Below are 18,782 nucleotides of genomic sequence, written 5' to 3' on the forward strand. Positions count from 1 at the left end.
TAATTATGAAGAAACGTATTTTAAACTCCATTTCAGCCTTCATGCTGATAATTCTGGGCCTTAATATCACTTCCTGTCAGGAGGAATTCTCTAAGGTTATTCCAGAAAACAATACGGATACCGTAGATGTAATCTACGGTACGCCAAAGGTATTGTTGTTGATAGCAGATGGTGCCCGCGGCGAATCCGTACGCACCTCCAATGTCACAACGATCAATGCCCTTCTGCCCCACTCCATTTACTCTTGGGTTTCCCTGAGTGAAGAAAACGCAGCAGGTATATATTCCAACTGGGCAAATTTGTTCACTGGTGTAAACTACAGCAAACATGGGGTAAGGGAAAATGATCTGGAAGCCAATAAATTTGATGCATATCCACTATTGGCTGCCAGGATCAAAGAATCGTCCGGTGATTCCATTAAGATGAGCACCATCAGCCCGAATGCTACCTTCCTCAAATATTTTGGGGCCAATACCAAAGCGCAGGCTGCCCAAAATGATGATGATGTAACCACGAAAGTAATCAATGACTTAAAGGACGAGAAGCTATCTTTCATTACAGGTCATTTCACAGCCATCGATGCCGTTGGTAAAACAGCTGGCTATGATGTTTCTAAACCTGCATACAAGGCTGCAATCGAGAAGTTTGATGGACAGGTAGGTCAGATCATCAAAGCCTTGGAAGCAAGACCTAATTATGCCAAGGAAAATTGGATGGTGATCATTACTTCAAGCCAAGGTGGCGATTATGAAATCCCACCAGCGCAAAATGACAATACCATCTTTAGTAATGCGGCATTGAACACATTTACCATAATCTATTCACCAAAATATGCAACCAAATTTATCGGTAAACCATTTATTGGGAATAAATTCATCGGTGATTTTATGCGTTTCAATGCTGAAAACTATGCCCAATTGGATGTTGGTGACAACAGTGTTTTCAATCTGGACAACGACGATTTCACAATCGAGCTAAAAATCAAAAAGAACAAAGGCCGTGACAATAACTATGCATTCTGGTATCCTTCCATTATTGGCAAGAGACAACATTGGCAAGGAGGCTGGGGTGAAGATCCAACAGGCATCGGATGGGTAATCCACCTAGATGGCGAGTCCTGGATTTTCAATGCCCGTGGTGATAAAGGAACGGGTGAGGTAAAAGCTGACCGAAACATGAACCGTGGTACCTGGAACTCGATCGCTATCACCGGACAGATGGTAGATGGCAAGAGAACCGTAAGGTTGTTCACCAATGGCGAGCAAACCAAGGAAGCTGACATTACAGGTTGGGGTTCCATTACATCGGATGCCAAATTCCGTATCGGTTTCCTAGAAACACGTGAAGGCTGGCGTTCTGATGCCTATATAGCCGATGTAAAATTCTGGAAAGAAGCTCTTTCTCCGGAAACGATCAGACAATACAGTTGTGATGTAGGTATTGTATCAAACCATCCGAATATCAATTTCTTGGCTGCCTATTGGCCAATGAACTCGAAGGATGCTACAACCATCGTGGATGAAGGTCCTTTAGGTGCAAACCTAAAAACAAACGGAACTTACCCGATTACCACATTGAACGATTTCATTTGTGCACCGACTTCGTCGACATTGAGTTCAATGGTACCTAGAAATATCGATATCTCTACGCAAATTATCAGTTGGTTGAAAGTACCAAGACAATTGAGCTGGGGTCTTGATGGTCGTGTTTGGATTGATAAATAAACCTATAGATTATGAAAACCATATTGAAATTATTCAAAAATATATACTTGCCCATCCTTTGTTTTTCAGTCCTTTTTGGATGTAAGGATACGGCTCTGGAGGATTTCTCCATCAAACCGGGCTCCGCTACGACGGTAGGTTCTGGGGACATTGCCGGAGGGATTACCAAAACCAATGAACAGATCACCGTTCCGGTAAGTATCAAATTGAGCAGTCCTGCTTCAAAGGCTTTTGATGTCAACCTAGCGGTGAATCAAAAAGCAGCGGCTGACCATATCAAAAGCAAGAACCTGGGCAGCAATTACATTGCTGTAAAACCAGAATCAATCTTTTTACCAAACAGTACCAAGGTAAATTTCGGAGCTGATTCTGCCGTGTTCAATGTGACCGTCACCCGTACCGAGGTGGAAAAATATTTCGGAAAGAACATTGTCATTGGATACAGCATTACCAATGCCGGGAAAGGAAACAATATTGATAAAAACAATGCAACAGGTGTTCTTATACTGAAAGTCAATGATCTGATCACGGAATCAGACATACATTTCATTTCCCTAACAAATGGCGCAGGAGCGATCTTAGAAGCTAAAAACCAAGTAAATTATGTCAGCTCCTCCTCGGGATTGACCATGCCATTGGGTATTAGCTTGGCCAGTTTCCCTGGATCTGCCTTTACCGTGGATGTGGTAACCTCGACTGATACCATTGCTCAATTGATCAAGGACGGTAAGCTACCAGCAAATACGGTTGGTCTTACACCTGAGCAATATACCATACCTTCTAAAGTACAGGTAGCGAGCAATGCGAAATCTGCAGGTCTTGAAATCAACGTTCCTTGGTCGGTGGTCAATGCTAATCTGGACAAAAAATTAGCGGTTCTTGTAGAACTGAGCGCTCCTACCCTACATGTGCTTAATCCTCAGAAAAACTATAGTATCATTCTGATCGATTCAGAAAATGTGGTGGAAGTAGATGTGACCAATGATGCTGAATATTCTTACAGCAGAAATAATGATAATCAAAATGAAAATGCTGTCAAATTGATTGACAACAATTACAACAGCAAATTCCTATTGTTTGATTTCGTAGACCTCGAATTAAAGCTTGTTTATAATGAGCCGCAGAAGATTGGGGCTTATACCTTCACTTCAGGAAATGATGCTCAAGAAAGAGATCCAGCAGAATGGGTACTTTATGGATCCAATGATGGAACTACTTGGGAAGCTTTGGATACACGCAGAACGGAAGTTTTCAATAACCGTACAGAAACCAAACGCTTTAACATTGAATTCCCTAAAGCATACAAACAGTTCAAGCTACATATTGAAAGAACTAGAAGCAGTAGTTTATTCCAAATGGCGGAATGGAGAATGGTTAGAATTCCTTAACAATTACAATGATCAGAACGATGAAAATAATGAAATATGCATTTTTCTGCTTGATCTTGGCTTCGATCAGCAGCGCATGTACAAAGGATGAACAGGGGGTTCCTGAAATCATAGAGAAAGAGCCGAAGCCAACTGCTGCTTTTACCTATGCTTTGGCAAATGCCAATGACCCCTTTACCTATAAATTCGACAACAAGGGTACCAATTTCATGGAAACACGTTGGTCCTTCGGGGATGACAGTACATCCTCTGTGGCTGCACCATCACATACCTTTTTGAATACGGGGACATATGTCGTGAAAATGGTAGCCCTAAATGGAGAAGGATATTGGGCACAACGCGAGGAGACGATCCGGATCTCTGCAGCCAACCTGATCAAGGTAAATACCAAGACCCTTGGAGCAGGCAAACTGAACCTTTCCTTCACTACCAGTATGGCGGTGAGCAAAACGGAATGGCGTGATGGATATAAATCCTCTGGAGCGATCCTGAGTACCGACAAAACTATTGACCTGACCTTTGACCCGGGAACCTTCAAGGAAATCCAGCTTAAGCTGACGACGGCTAAAGGATCGGTTGCACTCATGAATCTTTTTGTGTCCGAATTGGGACTGATCAAAGATGTGACTACCTTTGAGAACATGTTCTCGGTATCCCATGAGAACAATGGTGGCCCGGATGGTGGAGAAGGATCCAAGAAAATGATCGACGGTGATATCACTACCAAAATATTTGTGGGTGGTGTGGGACCAAATATGAGCTGGCAGTTCCTATTTGACTCGCCGCAAGTCGTGAATGGCTATAGCATGACCTCAGGTAATGACTCGCCAGACCGTGACCCAAGACGTTGGAAAGTGGAAGGCTCCATTGATGGTAAGACTTGGGTAGTGGTTGATGAAAGAGGTCCAGAATACTTCACGGAAAGAAGGCAGTCTAGAACCTTTAGATTCACCAATACCACGGCCTATAACTATTACAAATTCTCCATGACTGAATTGAATGGAGGAAGCAACTTCCAGATTTCGGAAGTCCGTATCCTCGAATTCCCTCACTAGAAATTCCACATTAGAATTTAATACGTTAGTGAAAACCTGGTTGCTGATTCTGTTTACAGAAAAAGCAATCAGGTTTTTTTTAATCATTCCTTTTTAGGAATTATTTTTTCAGTTTGACCTCATTGGAGACACATTGCTAAAACTCGCAAAATGCGCTAGAAAAATCTAAAAGAAATCCCGAAGCATTCCTGAAAATGTCTTGAATGAAACCAAAAAAAATCTCGCTGCATCTTTTGAAATGCAGCGAGATTTTTTTAAAGTATTTAGTAATTAGTATTTAGACACCGATTGAAATAAATCAAGACCTAAATTAACCGATTAAACTATGTAGTAAAGTCTAAATACTAAATACTTTCTACTAATTACTATTTAGCTTCAGTATTCAAAGCCTTAGAAGCCTCTAGCGAGATAGCAGTTTTGTCAAAGCGGATTTTCACGCCATTACCTACGTCTACCAAGAAAGTTTTGTCACTTACTTCAACGATACGGCCATGGATTCCAGCAGTAGTCACTACTCTAGAGTTTACACCAATTTCTTCGATATATTTTTTGTGTTCTTTTTGCTTTTTCATTTGTGGTCTAATCATAAAGAAATAGAAAACCACAATGATTAATACCATAGGAATTAACTGTGTAAAGCCACTTCCTCCTACTTGTAATAAAATTGTTGAAATCATTTGTATATTATAGTTTATAGTTACTTATTAGATTGCTTCTACTTCACCTTTCAGTTGAACGGTGCTGATGTTTGCCTCAGCGTTGGAAGCAATGGTGATAATTTTTTGTTGTTGTCCTACCTGACCACTGCTATTGAATTCCACAGCGATTTCACCAACTTTCCCTGGCAATACCGGAGTCGTGGTAAAGGTAGGTGTGGTACAGCCACAGCTCGCAGAAACTTGGGAAAGGATTACTGGGCTAGTTCCGGTGTTTTCGAATTTGAAAACATGCTTAACCACTTCGCCTTCTTTAATCTTTCCGAAATCATAAACGGTTTCCTCGAATTGCATCTTTCCGATTCCATCGTTTCCTTTAGTTGCTACTGTTTCGGTAGTATTTTGCGCATCAGCATCTGCTTTCTTGCCTTCTTGGTTACAAGAAGCAAACAGAACTGTTGCTGCAACAAATGATAAAATAAGTTTTTTCATGTTAATATGATTTAAGCGATCAATCCCCTACCTTCTTTTTTGATTCGTCTTTGCGCGTTCAAATCAGCAAGGATTTTATCTAAGATACCATTGATAAAGGTACTACTTTTCAAGGTACTGAATGATTTAGAAAGTTCGATGTATTCGTTGATGGTAACTTTTACAGGAATTGTCGGGAAATTGATCAATTCAGTGATCGCCATACGCATCAATAGATTATCTACCAAAGCGATACGGTCTGACTCCCAGTTCTTGGTTTTCGCAGCCACCATATCTTGGTATTCATCTGTATATTTGATGGTCAACTTCAATAGATCGATGATAAAGTCTTTGTCCTCTAACCAACTTGGTGTCAGATCAGCCAATTTGTTTTTTGCAGGAACTTCGGAACTAAAATTCTTGAAGGTCTTGGCAATCATAGCTTGAAGAACCTCTTTGTCCACTTGCCAATTGATGAAACGTTCATCTAAGGCTTGCTCGATATCTGGAGACTTAAGGATAATCTTTTTGAAGATGTACTTAATGATATCTTTTTCAGCTGAGATGGAACGGTCTTCAAGATTTAGGTATTCCAGATAGGCCTCTGAGTCCTTGAGTTGGGAAAAGATAGAACGAACAATTTCTGGATCGTAATTCCAATCAACTTTATAGCGCTTTACCTTTTCAAGGTACTCACGGTTTTGGCGCAAGGAATCAATGAAGGTATTGCTATTTAATTTTGTAGAAGTAAAGGTCTTATCTTTATCGCTTGGGATCCACTTATTTGCGATTCCTTCCACATCGACTAGGACATACTCAGCCACTTCATCTAGGAGATTCAGCGTCCAGATGTACATTTCATCGACTTCCTCCACACTTTTGAGCAGACTTTTCTCAAAATTGACGATGTTCTTGTCTTCCGACAAGCTGTAGGCATACAATGTCTGCATGACCTTTACCCTAAGGTGTCTTCTATTTAGCATAATTTATTGAAAGAACGAATATTTAATAAAGAACGATATTATACTATATTATTTTAATTTTCTCATGTCCTGAATACGCTTTTCAGCTAATTCTTTAGCGGCCTGATGAGTTGAGATATTTTCTTCTTTTGATTTTTGGATAACGTGTCTTGTTGCTGTGTAAATGTAACGGATCAGGTGATCAGTGCGATCAGCACCATAACCTTCTAATTCCGAGAAACAGCTGATCAATGCACCTGCATTGATTAAGAAATCTGGTGTGTATAGGATGTTGTTTTCCTTCAGTAATTCAACGGTTTTTTCCTCTTCCAACAATTGGTTGTTTGCAGAACCAGCAATGATTTTACAGCGCATACGTGGAACTGTATCCGGATTAACGGTTCCTCCTAAAGCACATGGAGCATAAACATCAGCATCCAATTCAAAACTTGTAGAGTACGTAATAGGTTCAGCTTTGTATTTGGCTGCGATCTTCATCTTACGCTCTTCGGTCATGTCGGAAACATATACCCTAGCATTCTCAGCACGTAATAGAGAAACCAGATGCTCTCCTACACTACCTACCCCTTGAACTGCGATCTTTCTTCCGGCAAGGTTATCATCGCCATAAAGCTCTTTGATAGCAGCTTTGATTCCGTAATAAACACCTTTGGCGGCAAATACGGTTGTATCACCAGAACCATTCAATGAAGTTGGCAAGCCAGCAACATAATTAGTTTCTGCGTGAATGTATTCTAAGTCTTTTTGGGTGGTACCAACATCGATGGAAGCGATAAAGTTTCCATTCAATCCGTTGATAAACCTTCCAAAACGACGCATCAAGACTTCTGATTTTTCGGTTCTGTTGTTGCCAATGATAATGGCACTACCTCCACCTAGGTTAAGACCGGCAAGGGAAGCTTTGTAGGTGATCGCTTTAGATAAACGCAAGGCATCTTCGATAGCTTCAGCTTCGGTTGCATAAGGCAACATACGAACGCCACCGATAGCAGGTCCTAAAGTGGTGTCATGAATAGCTACAATAGCTTTCAAACCAACTTCCTTATCATTACAAATGAAAATATTTTGATGGTCTGAAACACGCATCAAATCAAATAGCGAGGTAGAATCTTTTTGCATAAACAAACAAAATTAACAGGTACAAAATTAGCAAATTATTTAGTTCTTTAGCCAAAAGCCTTAAAATATTCGATTTAAGGCAAACTATTGACATTATCACAACTTTACTGCATAGTTTATTGAAAATTATCCATTATTTTTGTTCAAATGAAGGAACTATCATACCTCAATAAATTTTTCTATAAATATCGTTGGCGCGTAATCCCAGGTGTGATATTCGTAATTATATCCAATTACTTCGGAATTCTGCCTGCACAGGTCATCCGTGAAGCTTTTGACTTGGTCAAAGAGAACATCGACCTGTACCGGTTGTACGATGGTTTTGATAGGCAATCCATCATCTATGAGGTATTCAGTAAATCCCTTCTGTTTTTTGGTATCGTCGTCCTGGTCTTGGCCCTGTTGCGCGGGATATTCCTCTTCATGATGCGCCAGACCCTGATCCTGACCTCAAGACATATTGAATATGATATTAAAAATGAAATCTACCAGCATTATCAGCAGCTAGATTTCGCCTTCTACCGTAGGAATAATACGGGTGACCTGATGAACCGAGCGACGGAAGATGTCAATCAGGTCCGTAACTACCTAGGTCCAGCAATCATGTACGCGATCAATACGGTTGTATTGTCCATCATGATCATCTATGCCATGTACAATGTCAATGCGACATTGGCTACTTATGCCCTACTGCCTATCCCGATCATTTCGGTGATAATCCTGTTTGTAAACAAGGTGATCAATAGACGGAGTGAACGGATCCAGCGTCAATTGTCGCAACTTTCTTCATTTGTGCAAGAGACTTTTTCTGGTATCCGCGTTATCAAGACCTACACCCGCGAACAGGACAAGATGGACAAATTCAAGGTGGAAAGTGACCGCTATAAGGACATCAATCTGAACTTGGTTAAGGTCCAGGCTGTCTTTTTCCCTTTGATTATTTTCTTGATCGGCTTCAGTACCATCATTACGGTATATATCGGTGGCCTTGAAGTGAACGCTGGTAACATCACTGCGGGAAATATCGCGGAGTTTATTATCTATGTCAATCAATTGACCTTCCCGGCGATGTCCTTGGCTTGGGTGACTTCGCTTATTCAACGTGCTGCAGCATCCCAGAAGCGGATCAATGAATTCCTGGACACCAAATCTGATATTGCTACCGGCCAACTGACGCATGAACTGCACGGTGATATTGAGTTGAAGAACGTCTCTTTCACCTATCCGGAGACAGGCATCAAGGCCATAGACAATGTCAGTTTCCATATCCCTGCTGGTAAAACCATGGCCATCATTGGAAGAACAGGTTCAGGTAAATCCACCTTGGCCAACCTATTGATGCGCATGTTTGATGCAGACCAGGGTGAAATCCTTTATGACAGGCATAACATCAAGGAATATGAACTAAAATCGGTGCGAGAGCAAATCGGCTTTGTACCGCAACAGGTTTTCCTTTTCTCGGATACCATTGCCCGTAACATTGCATTTGGTCTGGACCAAGTTGATACTCCAAAAGTGGAGCAGGCAGCTAAAGATGCCGTGGTGTATGACAATATCGTCGGTTTTGACGAAGGCTTTGAAACCCATATAGGTGAACGTGGAATCACCCTTTCTGGAGGACAGAAGCAAAGGGTTTCCATTGCAAGGGCACTGGTAAAAGACCCTAGGATCTTGATGTTTGACGACTGTCTATCGGCCGTGGACACCAAGACCGAAGAAGAAATCCTTCATAATCTCGGCAAAATCATGGATGGCAGAACCTCCATCATCATCGCCCACCGTATCTCCACCATTAAAAACGCGGACCATATCATCGTCCTGGAAGACGGTAAAATCATCGAAGAAGGTACCCACGAACAGCTCCTGAATATGGATGGTGAATACGCCTCCCTCTACGAAAAACAATTGTTGGAGGCTTAAAAATTATCCTCAGAAAATATTTTCAAATAATTCGTTTCCCCTCCTGTTAAATCAGATGTAAAATATTTACATTTGACTATAATTATTACCAAATCATTATGAAATCTATGTTGTTAGGCCTCTGCATGGTATGTGTATGCCTATTGGGGAAAGCTCAAGACAATCCTTTACCAAAATTGGACTTGGCATTATTCTCTACTGACCACAAGCAGAACGATACTTCGGCACATGCAATTGTATTATTTGAACATGGGAGAACTGAACTGGAGTACAGCGAAAGCGACCGAGCCTTGATGGTGGTCCACAACGTGCATGTTCGGATCAAGATCTTGGACAAAGAGGGTGCTAGTTCAGCCAATATCAATATCCCACTCTATAAGTATGGGTCTGATATGGAATATGTGCGGGACCTCAAAGGTAGAACCCATAATTTTGAAAACGGCAAACTCGTAACAGATGACCTGAAGAAAGAAGCCATCTTCACCGATAAAGCCTCCCAATATAGACATGAATTAAAATTCACCCTTCCCAATATTAAAGACAACTCCATTATTGAATATTCTTACAGACTATCATCTCCAGGTGTAAGAACCTTCAGGACTTGGTACTTCCAATCGGATCTGCCAAAGCTGCATAGTGAATATGTTGCAGTTATTCCCGCAACATTTGTCTATAACACTAACTTGAAAGGCTATTTGCCGTTATCGGACCAGAAATCTACGGTTTTGAACAAGCATTTCCTTTTGGGTGGTGATAGACAGGATTGTTCGAAAATGACATATATCATGAAGGATGTTCCAGCTTTCAAGGAAGAAGATTATATGTTGGCTCCTATCAACTATATTTCGTCGATCAACTATGAGCTCAGGACTTACCTCGACCCAACTGGACCGCATACCAATTATGCAAAAAACTGGTCCGATATCGACCAAGACCTGATGTTGGAAAAAGAATTTGGTGGACAGATTAAAAATAAAGGGGCTTTTAAGGATATAATGCCTGGGATATTGGCAAGCAAAGAAAACAAATTGGACAAGGCTAAGGCCATTTACTATTATATCCAGAAAAACATTACGTTCAATAATGTCTTGGGAAAATTTGCTGAACAAGGAATAAAAAAAGCCTTAGAAACTAAAAAAGGCAATATTGCTGATATTAACCTCGGCTTGGTAGCGGGATTGAATGCTGCTGATATTGAGGCTTACCCTGTCATAATCTCTACCCGTAACAATGGTATCCCAAACTTTCTGTTCCCTGCGATGACGGATTTCAACGCAGTTATCTGCATGGCTAAGATTGATGGAAAGGATTACCTTTTGGATGCCTCTGAAAAGTTCCTTCCGTTCGGTGAACTGCCCATGAGCTCCATCAATGACCGCGGTAGGGTTATATTTTCGAGAAGCAATTCGGATTGGGTTCCGTTAAAGAATGAAATATCCTCGAGGAAACAGTATAATATTCTTGGAAAATTGGACAGTACGGGCAAGATTACAGGAACTATCCGTATTCAGTACTCAGGATTGGACGCTCTTTATAAGAGAAATGAGATAGACAGTTATAATAGCTTTGAAGAATATGAGGAAAAACAGATGGAAAAAGTTACCTCCCTAAGGCTATTGAGCTCCAAAGTGGAAAATATTGATGACATGGAAAAACCTCTTGTTGAACAGTTGGAATTTGAAATGGACCTAAGGGAAAACTTTAGACCTGATGCGATCCTCTTGAATCCGATAATCTACGAGAGAATGAGCAAAAACCCGTTCAAACTGGAGGAAAGAAATTACCACGTGGATTTTGGCGCGCCAAGAAGCGAGACTTACAATATCAATATCAGCATTCCAACTGGTTATACCATTTCAAACAAACCTAAGGATTCTGCCATGTCCTTACCGGAAAGCACAGCTAAATACACCTTCAGGTCCTTGTATGACAACAACATTTTGATGTTGCAGCAAACAACCATGTTGAACAAGGCCATTTTCACTCCCGAGGAATATTTTCACCTGAAAGAATTCTTCTCTAGGATCATCCAACAACAAATGACTGATTTTCAATTCAAGAAGATATGATCAGAAAAATAGGATTTATACTTACTTTCCTCCTGTTGAGCCAATATGATTCATTTGGCCAATACGAGGTTTCCAACATACCGAAGGAATTGCTGAGCCGTGCGTCGGCAACAGTCCGTGAGGAACATACCACTTACGATATCAAGAGCCCTAGCGAGATGATCGAAACAGGACGACGCGTGATTACCATCCATAACAGCGCTGGAGAAGACTACAACAGTATCACGATGTCTTATGACAAGTCCAAACAGATCAAGAACATCAAGGTAGAGGTCCTAGATTCGGATGGCAAGACTGTAAAGAAATATTCCATGAAGGATTTTAAGGACTATAGCGCTTCTGATGAGGGAACTATGTTCACTAACACCAGAATAAAGCACTTATCCCCTTCACTGCCTTCTTTTCCCTATACAGTAGCAACAGAGTATGAGGTTCGTCATAACCAAACACTGGCCATCAATTCTTGGCGCCCTGACTTTGCTGTTGACATCTCCGTTCAAAAGAGCAGTTATGAGATCTTGGCGGATCCCAACTACACCTTGAGGATCTTGAAAAAGAACCTCAAAAAAGAGGGCAAAGAAACCATTAAAGGGAAACAGAAATCTTACTATTGGGACATCGAGAATATCAATGCGGTTCGTTCCGAACCCTATAGCCCAAATAGACATGAGACTGGCATGCGCGTTTTTGTAGTTCCTGAATCTTTTGAATACTACAAACATGCCGGAAAAGCCAATGACTGGAAATCTTATGGAGACTGGCTGAACAGCGCCTTGCTAAAGGACAAAAGAGACTTGCCTGCAGCAACCGCAGCAAAGGTTAAGGAGATCTGCAAGGACCTAAAGACCGATCAGGAAAAAGCCAAGGCTCTCTACGAATATCTACAGAAAAAGACAAGGTATATTTCCGTTCAGGTTGGTATCGGTGGACAGGAACCTTTTCCGGCATCTGATGTAGACCGCTTAGGCTATGGCGATTGTAAGGCTTTGGTAAACTATATGCAATCATTATTGGATGTAGTCAATATCCCCTCCTACTATTGCATCGTGGAAGCGGGCAATCGAAAGATGAATATCGAACCTGAATTTGCAAACCTCATCGATGGAAACCATGTAATCCTTTGTCTACCGTTTCAAAATGATACCACCTGGCTGGAATGCACGAACCAAGATCTTCCATTTGGCTACCTAGGCGATTTTACCGATGACAGGCTGGTATTGGCCATGACCGAAAATGGTGGTAAGATCTTAAGGACTGACAGCTATCCCTATGATGAGAGCCTACAACATAGAAAAAGTATCTTTAAGCTGAATACCGATGGAAAGATAAGCGGAATGATCAAAACTGAATTTTCAGGCTTCCAGTTTGAAAATCACTTCCCTAACGTAAAGAAGATCAAGGATGAGCAGATCAAATCGCTAGCTAGGCAATATGACATCAACCGTATCCAATTCAAGGACATTAAGTATAGTATTAACAACAATGGCAAGCTTTCGCTTACTGAGGACCTAAATATTGAAGCTGAGAACTTTGCTATCAAGAACAATGACAACGTCACGGTATTTCCGAACTTCCTGAACCGTAGCGCTTCGATCCCTGACATTCGAAACAGGATGAACGTCGTTCGGATCTCAAGGGGCTATACCGATATCGACGAGACAGAAATCGAATTACCGGAGAATCTTTCAAACAATATTATCCCGATCAACAAAAAGTTAGAAGTCCCCATGGGTACTTATGAGTTTCGTGTGGATATCAAGGACGGCAAGATGATATGCTATAGAAAGCTGCAACTCCGTGAAGGTGAATACCCTGTATCGAGCTATGCGGATTTCAGCAAGTTCATGTTGGATGTATCCATCACGGACGGCACAAAATATAATTTAGCATTGAAATAGGAAATATCGGAAATTCCAGTATATTTGCTGCGCTAAGGGGGATTAGCTCAGCTGGCTAGAGCGCTTGCCTGGCAGGCAAGAGGCCACCGGTTCGAATCCGGTATTCTCCACAATATAACGCAAGAGGCAGGATCAAGCATGATCCTGCCTCTTGCGTTAGACATAAGACAATAGACACAAGACATCAGACCTTTCCATTCGCGATCTTAGAACACTACTTCATTAAGCTATATCTAATAAAAAAATAGACAAAGAAAAAACAATAGAACTTTCTTAGTGGCCATGCCCAGTCTGATGTCTGATGTCTAAAACAAGAAAAGGTCTATTTGGAATTCCAAACAGACCTTTTCTTGTTTTTTTAAACTAACCTTAGTTGTTTTCTTCTACTGGAAGAACTGAAACGTAAGATTTGTTGTTTGCTTTTTTACGGAAAACTACTGTACCGTCGATTAAAGCGTATAAGGTATGATCTTTACCGATACCAACGTTAGCATCAGGATTGTGCTGAGTACCACGTTGACGTACGATGATGTTACCAGCGATAGCTTGTTGACCACCGAAAATTTTGATACCTAATCTCTTACTGTGTGACTCACGGCCGTTCTTGGAACTACCCGCACCTTTTTTGTGTGCCATTTCTTTATTCTAATTTATGACTTGCGTCAGATTAAAAATTCGATTATAAACTGATACCAGTGATCTGGATTTTAGTGAAGTGTTGACGGTGACCGTTTTTCTTTTTGTAGCCTTTACGACGTTTTTTCTTGAAAACGATAACTTTTTCACCCTTCAAATGTGACAAAATAGTAGCTGAAACTTTAGCACCTGAGATACTTGGCGTACCTACAGTAAACTTACCACCGTCTTCTGCTAACAATACATTGTCAAATTCAATACTAGCGCCCTCGTCTCCTTGTAAACGGTGTACAAAAAGGTACTGGTCTTTTGCAACCTTAAATTGCTGTCCTGCTATATTTACTATTGCGTACATTGTTATTTATTAAAATTGTTAATATTTAATGAGTCGCAAAGATAGAATATATTTTTCATTTCAACAAAACTATTTCATCTATTTTAATACTGTTTTGTTAACATACCTCAAGCAACCTATTCCTCTGGTTTCAGTAGATCCAAGGTCTGCTTTATTTGCTTCAAATAACGTCCATACATCTTTTGGATCACCCAACGGAACAGAAAAGTTCCTCCAACAATTATGGTGCCCATACTCCCAAAATAAATCAGCTTGCCTGTGAACCCAAATGTAAGCGCTCTACCGATTGCATCTTTACTGCCCTGATCCATTTCCAAGGTCGCGGTCATCAACCCTATTGATAGACCGAAAGCCAAACTCATGACAAATCCCACAAAGAAAAAGGTATGATAGAATTCAATGAAATACCGCAGTTCATAGTAAAACCACATCAGGTTATCCCGGCTATCATAGCTCAGGTTATAGGAATGTTTATAAAACTTGAAAAATTTGAAACAGAAGAAAAACATCAGACTGAAGAACAGGAATGCAAAGCTGACTATTGTAAAAAAGACGACCGGTTGAATATCAACCTTCAGACCTACATAACTGAGCCCGACAATTGCCAATACCCCTAACACGAGCAGCCCGTAAAAATCCAGCCTCATATTTGCGCGCACCTTATCAATGGCATTATTCGCATGTTCGACGGACAGTTGAACTTCTTTCAAATCTTTCCCTTCTCCTTCCTCTTCCCATGCCTTCTTTAAATCGTCAAAATTCATATCCTTGTTTTTTAATGATTTCCTGTAATTTATCTTTGGTCCTATTCAGCTTCACCCGTGCATTTCCCTCTGAGATCCCCAACTGACCCCCAATTTCGCGATGGGAAAACCCTTCCAAGAAAAGAAAGATCAAGGCCTTTTCCACTTCATTGAGCTCTTTGACCGCTCTATAGAAATAAGTTAAGCGCTCTTCTTTCACTGAATGATCAGAATGATCCACAACATCAAGATCCTCGATCAGACTTTCCGTCTTTGGGGACTTTTTGTCCTTCTTCACAAAGACCAATGCCGTATTTAAGGCCACACGGTACATCCATGTAGAAAATTTGCTCTGTCCTTTAAAGTTTTCATAGGATTTCCATAGCTGATACAGCATTTCCTGATAGAGGTCCTCCCTATCAAATTCATCGTCCATATAAATCTTAGAGAGTTTATATAGGATGCCTTTGTGCTGTTCAATAACTAATAAAAATTCCTTTTCTTTAATTTTCAAAGCCAATAGTTTACCAATTCCATAAGTTAGTATAGATTATGGCAATACGTTACAGAAAAAATAAAAAAATTGGGAAAGGTTAGGTTAGATGACCTTGATTTCACCTTTAATAGGCACCTGTTGTTTCCAACGGCCTTTCAAGGTGCTCAGATATCCGGTTTGTTTGTTCTTGATCTTAAAAGTAAATTCGCATTCACGGTTTATCACTGTAACTTCAGCATATACCGTTTTCATTGAATTCGCAGGTACAATGATATCTACAGGTTGAGTTGCATTTGCCATATAAGGGGTAGATTGTACTCCTCTGACATATTTGACCTTTTCGTCCCAGACCTTCGCCCCTTGATGCTCCAATGCGATCATACTGATCAAACTATCAGGTGCTGGAGTCCAATCGAAAACACTGAAAAAATTCGCGCTGAATTCTGAAACAACATTCACACTCTTATAATACTCCTTAATAGGAGTTTTAATGGTCATGGGATTGCTTGCTTTGTTATCAATGATAGTACTGTTCAGCTTAAGAACAGTTACCTTACGTGCATCAGTCTTTTCGGTAATGATCTTATCAACCAATTCATAGTCGCCACCTCTCTCTTGGATGATCTCAATTTCCTTGGTAGACTCTTGGTCCTTAATTCCAATCAACAACCTTCTCGGTTCTGCGCTGAAGTTTTCGGTCATGGAAATAAATAACTTTCTAGGGTCATTTCCTTTTTTCTCCAAAGTAATGAAACCTTGTGAATTTTCCACGCGACCTACCCCTCCTAATCGCATGATTTGCAAACGGGAATCTAATAGATACTTAGTTGGATTAATATTCCTGACATGAACCACCTCCCAGTTGTCGGAGGCCATAGGAACTTCTTTATCAACAAAACCGGTATTGGTCTGGATATTAGCCTTTTCCTCCTTTACGAGTGGCTTCTGGAAATCTGGTGCTTTCTCGCAAGATGAAAGACACAAAACAGACATCAACAATAGTGTGCTTAAAAAGCGAAATGGGGTCTTCACTGGCGAAAATTGTTATAATATATCGCCAAATTTATTAAATAGTATAATATGTTGTAGACAAATAGCTATAAAAATAAAAAAAATACCGAAAATAAATACTACATATTGATTTTGGCATGATAAAACACCTTTTTATCGATCAAATTATAGTCCTCATCATAAACTGGCTCATAGACAACGACATAAACTGGTCTCACCATATCTTCCAACTTGAAGGATTCACTGAACTCAGCCAGATAAAAAGAATTTACAGTGCGTTCTGCCAGCCATTCCTGCGGGGTTCCATAAGGGTCCTTATCAAAACGATGGTCATCGATAGCTGTAAAGTACCAATAACTTGGCGCTTCATCCGAAATCGTGGTCGTCAGGTCTTCATTGAATCGACCTTCAGCCATGCCCGTATTCTCAAACCACATGACTTCCATATCGGCCTCTCCTATTGCAGAACGGTAAATATCTTCATCTTGGGTGATCCCAACACAAAAACCATCTGTATTCCTTACATGAAAAACCAACTTGAAAGGTTTTCTCTGGATATTGAACACCCCATCCTTGGCAGTCAATGTTTGATAATCCTGCTTGATCTTGATATTTACAGACTCTTGAGCCTGTAAGCTCAAATAGCTCAAAGAAAATAGACAAAGAAGGATCAGCTTGATGTTTTTCATAGTGCAAATAAACAGAAATCCCCCAGAACAATAAATAACTGTTTTGGGGGATTTTTATTTCGTCCCTACAGACCTTATCCTACGATCTCTTGGATCTCGTTCATTATTTTTTGAGCGATTGCCTCGGCAGCTTCTGCCGTTGGGCCTTCCGAATAGATACGAATGATAGGCTCGGTATTGGATTTACGAAGGTGAACCCACTCATTCGGGAAATCTATCTTCAGTCCATCAATTGTAGAATGTTGTTCGTGGGCATATTTTGCTTGCATTTTCGCCAACAGATTATCGATATCCAAATCAGGAGTAAGCGTAATCTTATTTTTTGACATATAGTACTGCGGAAGCTCAGCACGGTATTCCGTTACCTTCTTACCCAATTTTGCTAAATGCGTCAAGAACAATGCAACCCCAACCAATGAATCACGACCATAGTGAGATGCCGGATAGATCACACCACCATTACCCTCGCCACCGATTACCGCATCTACTTCCTTCATCTTGGTCACCACATTCACTTCACCTACTGCAGCCGCAAAATATTGTCCTCCATGTTTCTCCGTAACATCTCTCAATGCACGGGTAGATGAAAGGTTAGAGACTGTATTTCCTTTTTTCTGTCCCAAGATAAAATCTGAAACAGCCACCAGGGTATATTCCTCACCGAAAAGCTCACCGTTTTCCATCATGAAAACCAAGCGGTCCACATCAGGGTCAACAGCAATACCCAGATCAGCCTTGTTGTCAAGCACAGCTTGGGAAAGATCAGTTAAATGCTCTTTCAAAGGTTCAGGGTTATGCGGGAATTGCCCATTAGGCTCACAGTGAATCTTATAAACCGTCTCCACACCTAAAGCTTTGAACAGCTCAGGGATAAAGGTACCTCCTGTACTGTTCACTGCATCAACTGCAACTTTAAAGTTGGCTTTTTTGATCGCTTCCACATCCACGAATTCCAACGCCAATACATCTTCTATATGTTTCTGTAAAAACGAATCGTCTTTAGTAACAGAGCCCAACTGGTCTACCTCAGCAAAATCAAAATTCAGGCTCTCTCCCAACTCCAAAACCTCTTTACCTTTGGCATCATCAATAAATTCACCCTTCTCGTTCAACAGTTTCAGTGCATTCCATTGTCCAGGGTTATGGGAAGCCGTTAGGATAATCCCACCAGCAGCCTTTAACTTAGGCACTGCAATCTCAACTGTTGGTGTAGTTGACAAGCCTAGGTCGATTACATTAACCCCAATACTCTGCAAGGTCCCAATCACTAGATTAGAAACCATCTCTCCAGAGATACGGGCATCTCGGCCTACGACAATAGTCTTGTTCTCTGCATTTTCTGTAATGATCTTTCCGTAAGCAGCAGTAAATTTCACAATATCAACAGGTGTTAGGTTATCTCCAGGTCTTCCGCCTATTGTTCCCCTAATTCCTGAAATAGATTTTATTAAAGCCATAAGTATAAATGTTATTAATGCTCGTAAAAATAACGGAATAAAATAATTATTAATGTTTTTTATTCTTTTTTTCCTTCTTATGCATATCTTTGTTGCAACTTAGTTTCGTTTA

17 protein-coding genes and 1 tRNA gene are annotated in these 18,782 nt (G+C 40.6%); 7 read left to right on the forward strand and 11 right to left on the reverse strand.

All coding sequences use genetic code 11. From position 1 onward, the window contains the following. Positions 1–5 precede the first annotated feature (5 nt). The 3 genes from NLF99_RS09655 to NLF99_RS09665 are packed head-to-tail and all read left to right on the forward strand — an operon-like array spanning position 6 to position 4,167. A complete protein-coding gene (locus NLF99_RS09655) occupies positions 6–1,724 on the forward strand; it encodes a LamG-like jellyroll fold domain-containing protein (RefSeq protein ID WP_254527981.1) in 1,719 nt (572 codons plus the stop codon). Between the two features lie 11 nt (positions 1,725–1,735). Next, on the forward strand, positions 1,736–3,112 hold the full coding sequence (locus tag NLF99_RS09660; RefSeq protein ID WP_254527982.1) for a DUF1735 domain-containing protein: 1,377 nt from the start codon (positions 1,736–1,738) through the stop codon (positions 3,110–3,112). Positions 3,113–3,141: 29 nt separating this feature from the next. Further along, entirely contained in the window at positions 3,142–4,167 is a 1,026-nt protein-coding gene (locus NLF99_RS09665) for a PKD domain-containing protein (protein WP_185214209.1), read from the forward strand. 365 nt (positions 4,168–4,532) lie between these two features. Here the strand turns inward: NLF99_RS09665 and yajC are convergent, their stop codons facing one another. From yajC to NLF99_RS09685, 4 genes are read right to left on the reverse strand one after another with little or no spacing between them, the layout of a single operon-like run. Then, positions 4,533–4,844: a preprotein translocase subunit YajC gene (gene yajC, locus NLF99_RS09670; protein WP_185214208.1), complete on the reverse strand. Its 312-nt coding sequence runs from the start codon at positions 4,842–4,844 to the stop codon at positions 4,533–4,535. A gap of 27 nt (positions 4,845–4,871) precedes the next feature. Then, positions 4,872–5,315, reverse strand: coding sequence for a DUF1573 domain-containing protein (locus NLF99_RS09675; RefSeq protein ID WP_254527983.1), 444 nt, complete (start codon positions 5,313–5,315; stop codon positions 4,872–4,874). 11 nt (positions 5,316–5,326) lie between these two features. Beyond that, positions 5,327–6,277 carry a transcription antitermination factor NusB gene (gene nusB / locus NLF99_RS09680; protein ID WP_185214206.1) on the reverse strand — a complete coding sequence of 317 codons (951 nt, stop codon included), beginning with the start codon at positions 6,275–6,277 and terminating at the stop codon, positions 5,327–5,329. A gap of 48 nt (positions 6,278–6,325) precedes the next feature. Beyond that, complete coding sequence (locus NLF99_RS09685) at positions 6,326–7,396, reverse strand: Glu/Leu/Phe/Val dehydrogenase (protein ID WP_185214205.1); 1,071 nt, start codon at positions 7,394–7,396, stop codon at positions 6,326–6,328. 147 nt (positions 7,397–7,543) lie between these two features. Here NLF99_RS09685 and NLF99_RS09690 point away from each other — a divergent pair, with 147 nt between their 5' ends. From NLF99_RS09690 to NLF99_RS09705, 4 genes are all read left to right on the forward strand, one after another. Then, positions 7,544–9,316, forward strand: a complete 1,773-nt coding sequence (locus tag NLF99_RS09690) for an ABC transporter ATP-binding protein (protein WP_254527984.1) — start codon at positions 7,544–7,546, stop codon at positions 9,314–9,316. Positions 9,317–9,414: 98 nt separating this feature from the next. Next, positions 9,415–11,385, forward strand: a complete 1,971-nt coding sequence (locus tag NLF99_RS09695; protein WP_254527985.1) for a DUF3857 and transglutaminase domain-containing protein — start codon at positions 9,415–9,417, stop codon at positions 11,383–11,385. Beyond that, complete coding sequence (locus NLF99_RS09700) at positions 11,382–13,283, forward strand: DUF3857 domain-containing protein (protein ID WP_254527987.1); 1,902 nt, start codon at positions 11,382–11,384, stop codon at positions 13,281–13,283. Before NLF99_RS09695 ends, NLF99_RS09700 begins: the two co-directional genes overlap by 4 nt. A gap of 36 nt (positions 13,284–13,319) precedes the next feature. Continuing rightward, positions 13,320–13,393 (forward strand) — tRNA-Ala (locus tag NLF99_RS09705). Between the two features lie 259 nt (positions 13,394–13,652). Here NLF99_RS09705 and rpmA read toward each other — a convergent pair. The 7 genes from rpmA to glmM form a co-directional block, all read right to left on the reverse strand. Then, a complete protein-coding gene (gene rpmA, locus NLF99_RS09710; protein ID WP_094256038.1) occupies positions 13,653–13,919 on the reverse strand; it encodes a 50S ribosomal protein L27 in 267 nt (88 codons plus the stop codon). Between the two features lie 43 nt (positions 13,920–13,962). Beyond that, positions 13,963–14,274, reverse strand: coding sequence for a 50S ribosomal protein L21 (gene rplU, locus NLF99_RS09715; protein WP_099367640.1), 312 nt, complete (start codon positions 14,272–14,274; stop codon positions 13,963–13,965). Positions 14,275–14,390: 116 nt separating this feature from the next. Next, positions 14,391–15,038 (reverse strand): hypothetical protein, encoded by a 648-nt coding sequence (locus NLF99_RS09720; protein ID WP_185214201.1) that lies wholly within the window; start codon positions 15,036–15,038, stop codon positions 14,391–14,393. Beyond that, a complete protein-coding gene (locus NLF99_RS09725; protein WP_185214200.1) occupies positions 15,028–15,531 on the reverse strand; it encodes an RNA polymerase sigma factor in 504 nt (167 codons plus the stop codon). Before NLF99_RS09725 ends, NLF99_RS09720 begins: the two co-directional genes overlap by 11 nt. An 84-nt stretch (positions 15,532–15,615) precedes the next feature. Further along, complete coding sequence (locus NLF99_RS09730; protein ID WP_214649552.1) at positions 15,616–16,545, reverse strand: hypothetical protein; 930 nt, start codon at positions 16,543–16,545, stop codon at positions 15,616–15,618. Positions 16,546–16,643: 98 nt separating this feature from the next. Further along, positions 16,644–17,213 (reverse strand): hypothetical protein, encoded by a 570-nt coding sequence (locus tag NLF99_RS09735; protein ID WP_254527989.1) that lies wholly within the window; start codon positions 17,211–17,213, stop codon positions 16,644–16,646. Positions 17,214–17,287: 74 nt separating this feature from the next. Then, entirely contained in the window at positions 17,288–18,670 is a 1,383-nt protein-coding gene (gene glmM / locus NLF99_RS09740) for a phosphoglucosamine mutase (protein ID WP_254527999.1), read from the reverse strand. Positions 18,671–18,782: the final 112 nt, after the last annotated feature.

This window comes from Sphingobacterium sp. LZ11T8 (assembly GCF_024261425.1).
In the GTDB taxonomy this organism is placed as follows: domain Bacteria; phylum Bacteroidota; class Bacteroidia; order Sphingobacteriales; family Sphingobacteriaceae; genus Sphingobacterium.

Coding starts and splice junctions, on each gene's coding strand:
- nusB (WP_185214206.1), bottom strand. CDS start 6,277: ATGCTAAATAGAAGACACCTTAGGGTAAAGGTCATGCAGACATTGTAT.
- NLF99_RS09675 (WP_254527983.1), bottom strand. CDS start 5,315: ATGAAAAAACTTATTTTATCATTTGTTGCAGCAACAGTTCTGTTTGCT.
- glmM (WP_254527999.1), bottom strand. CDS start 18,670: ATGGCTTTAATAAAATCTATTTCAGGAATTAGGGGAACAATAGGCGGA.
- NLF99_RS09700 (WP_254527987.1), top strand. CDS start 11,382: ATGATCAGAAAAATAGGATTTATACTTACTTTCCTCCTGTTGAGCCAA.
- rplU (WP_099367640.1), bottom strand. CDS start 14,274: ATGTACGCAATAGTAAATATAGCAGGACAGCAATTTAAGGTTGCAAAA.
- rpmA (WP_094256038.1), bottom strand. CDS start 13,919: ATGGCACACAAAAAAGGTGCGGGTAGTTCCAAGAACGGCCGTGAGTCA.
- NLF99_RS09655 (WP_254527981.1), top strand. CDS start 6: ATGAAGAAACGTATTTTAAACTCCATTTCAGCCTTCATGCTGATAATT.
- NLF99_RS09665 (WP_185214209.1), top strand. CDS start 3,142: ATGAAATATGCATTTTTCTGCTTGATCTTGGCTTCGATCAGCAGCGCA.
- NLF99_RS09695 (WP_254527985.1), top strand. CDS start 9,415: ATGAAATCTATGTTGTTAGGCCTCTGCATGGTATGTGTATGCCTATTG.
- NLF99_RS09735 (WP_254527989.1), bottom strand. CDS start 17,213: ATGAAAAACATCAAGCTGATCCTTCTTTGTCTATTTTCTTTGAGCTAT.
- NLF99_RS09720 (WP_185214201.1), bottom strand. CDS start 15,038: ATGAATTTTGACGATTTAAAGAAGGCATGGGAAGAGGAAGGAGAAGGG.
- NLF99_RS09690 (WP_254527984.1), top strand. CDS start 7,544: ATGAAGGAACTATCATACCTCAATAAATTTTTCTATAAATATCGTTGG.
- yajC (WP_185214208.1), bottom strand. CDS start 4,844: ATGATTTCAACAATTTTATTACAAGTAGGAGGAAGTGGCTTTACACAG.
- NLF99_RS09685 (WP_185214205.1), bottom strand. CDS start 7,396: ATGCAAAAAGATTCTACCTCGCTATTTGATTTGATGCGTGTTTCAGAC.
- NLF99_RS09660 (WP_254527982.1), top strand. CDS start 1,736: ATGAAAACCATATTGAAATTATTCAAAAATATATACTTGCCCATCCTT.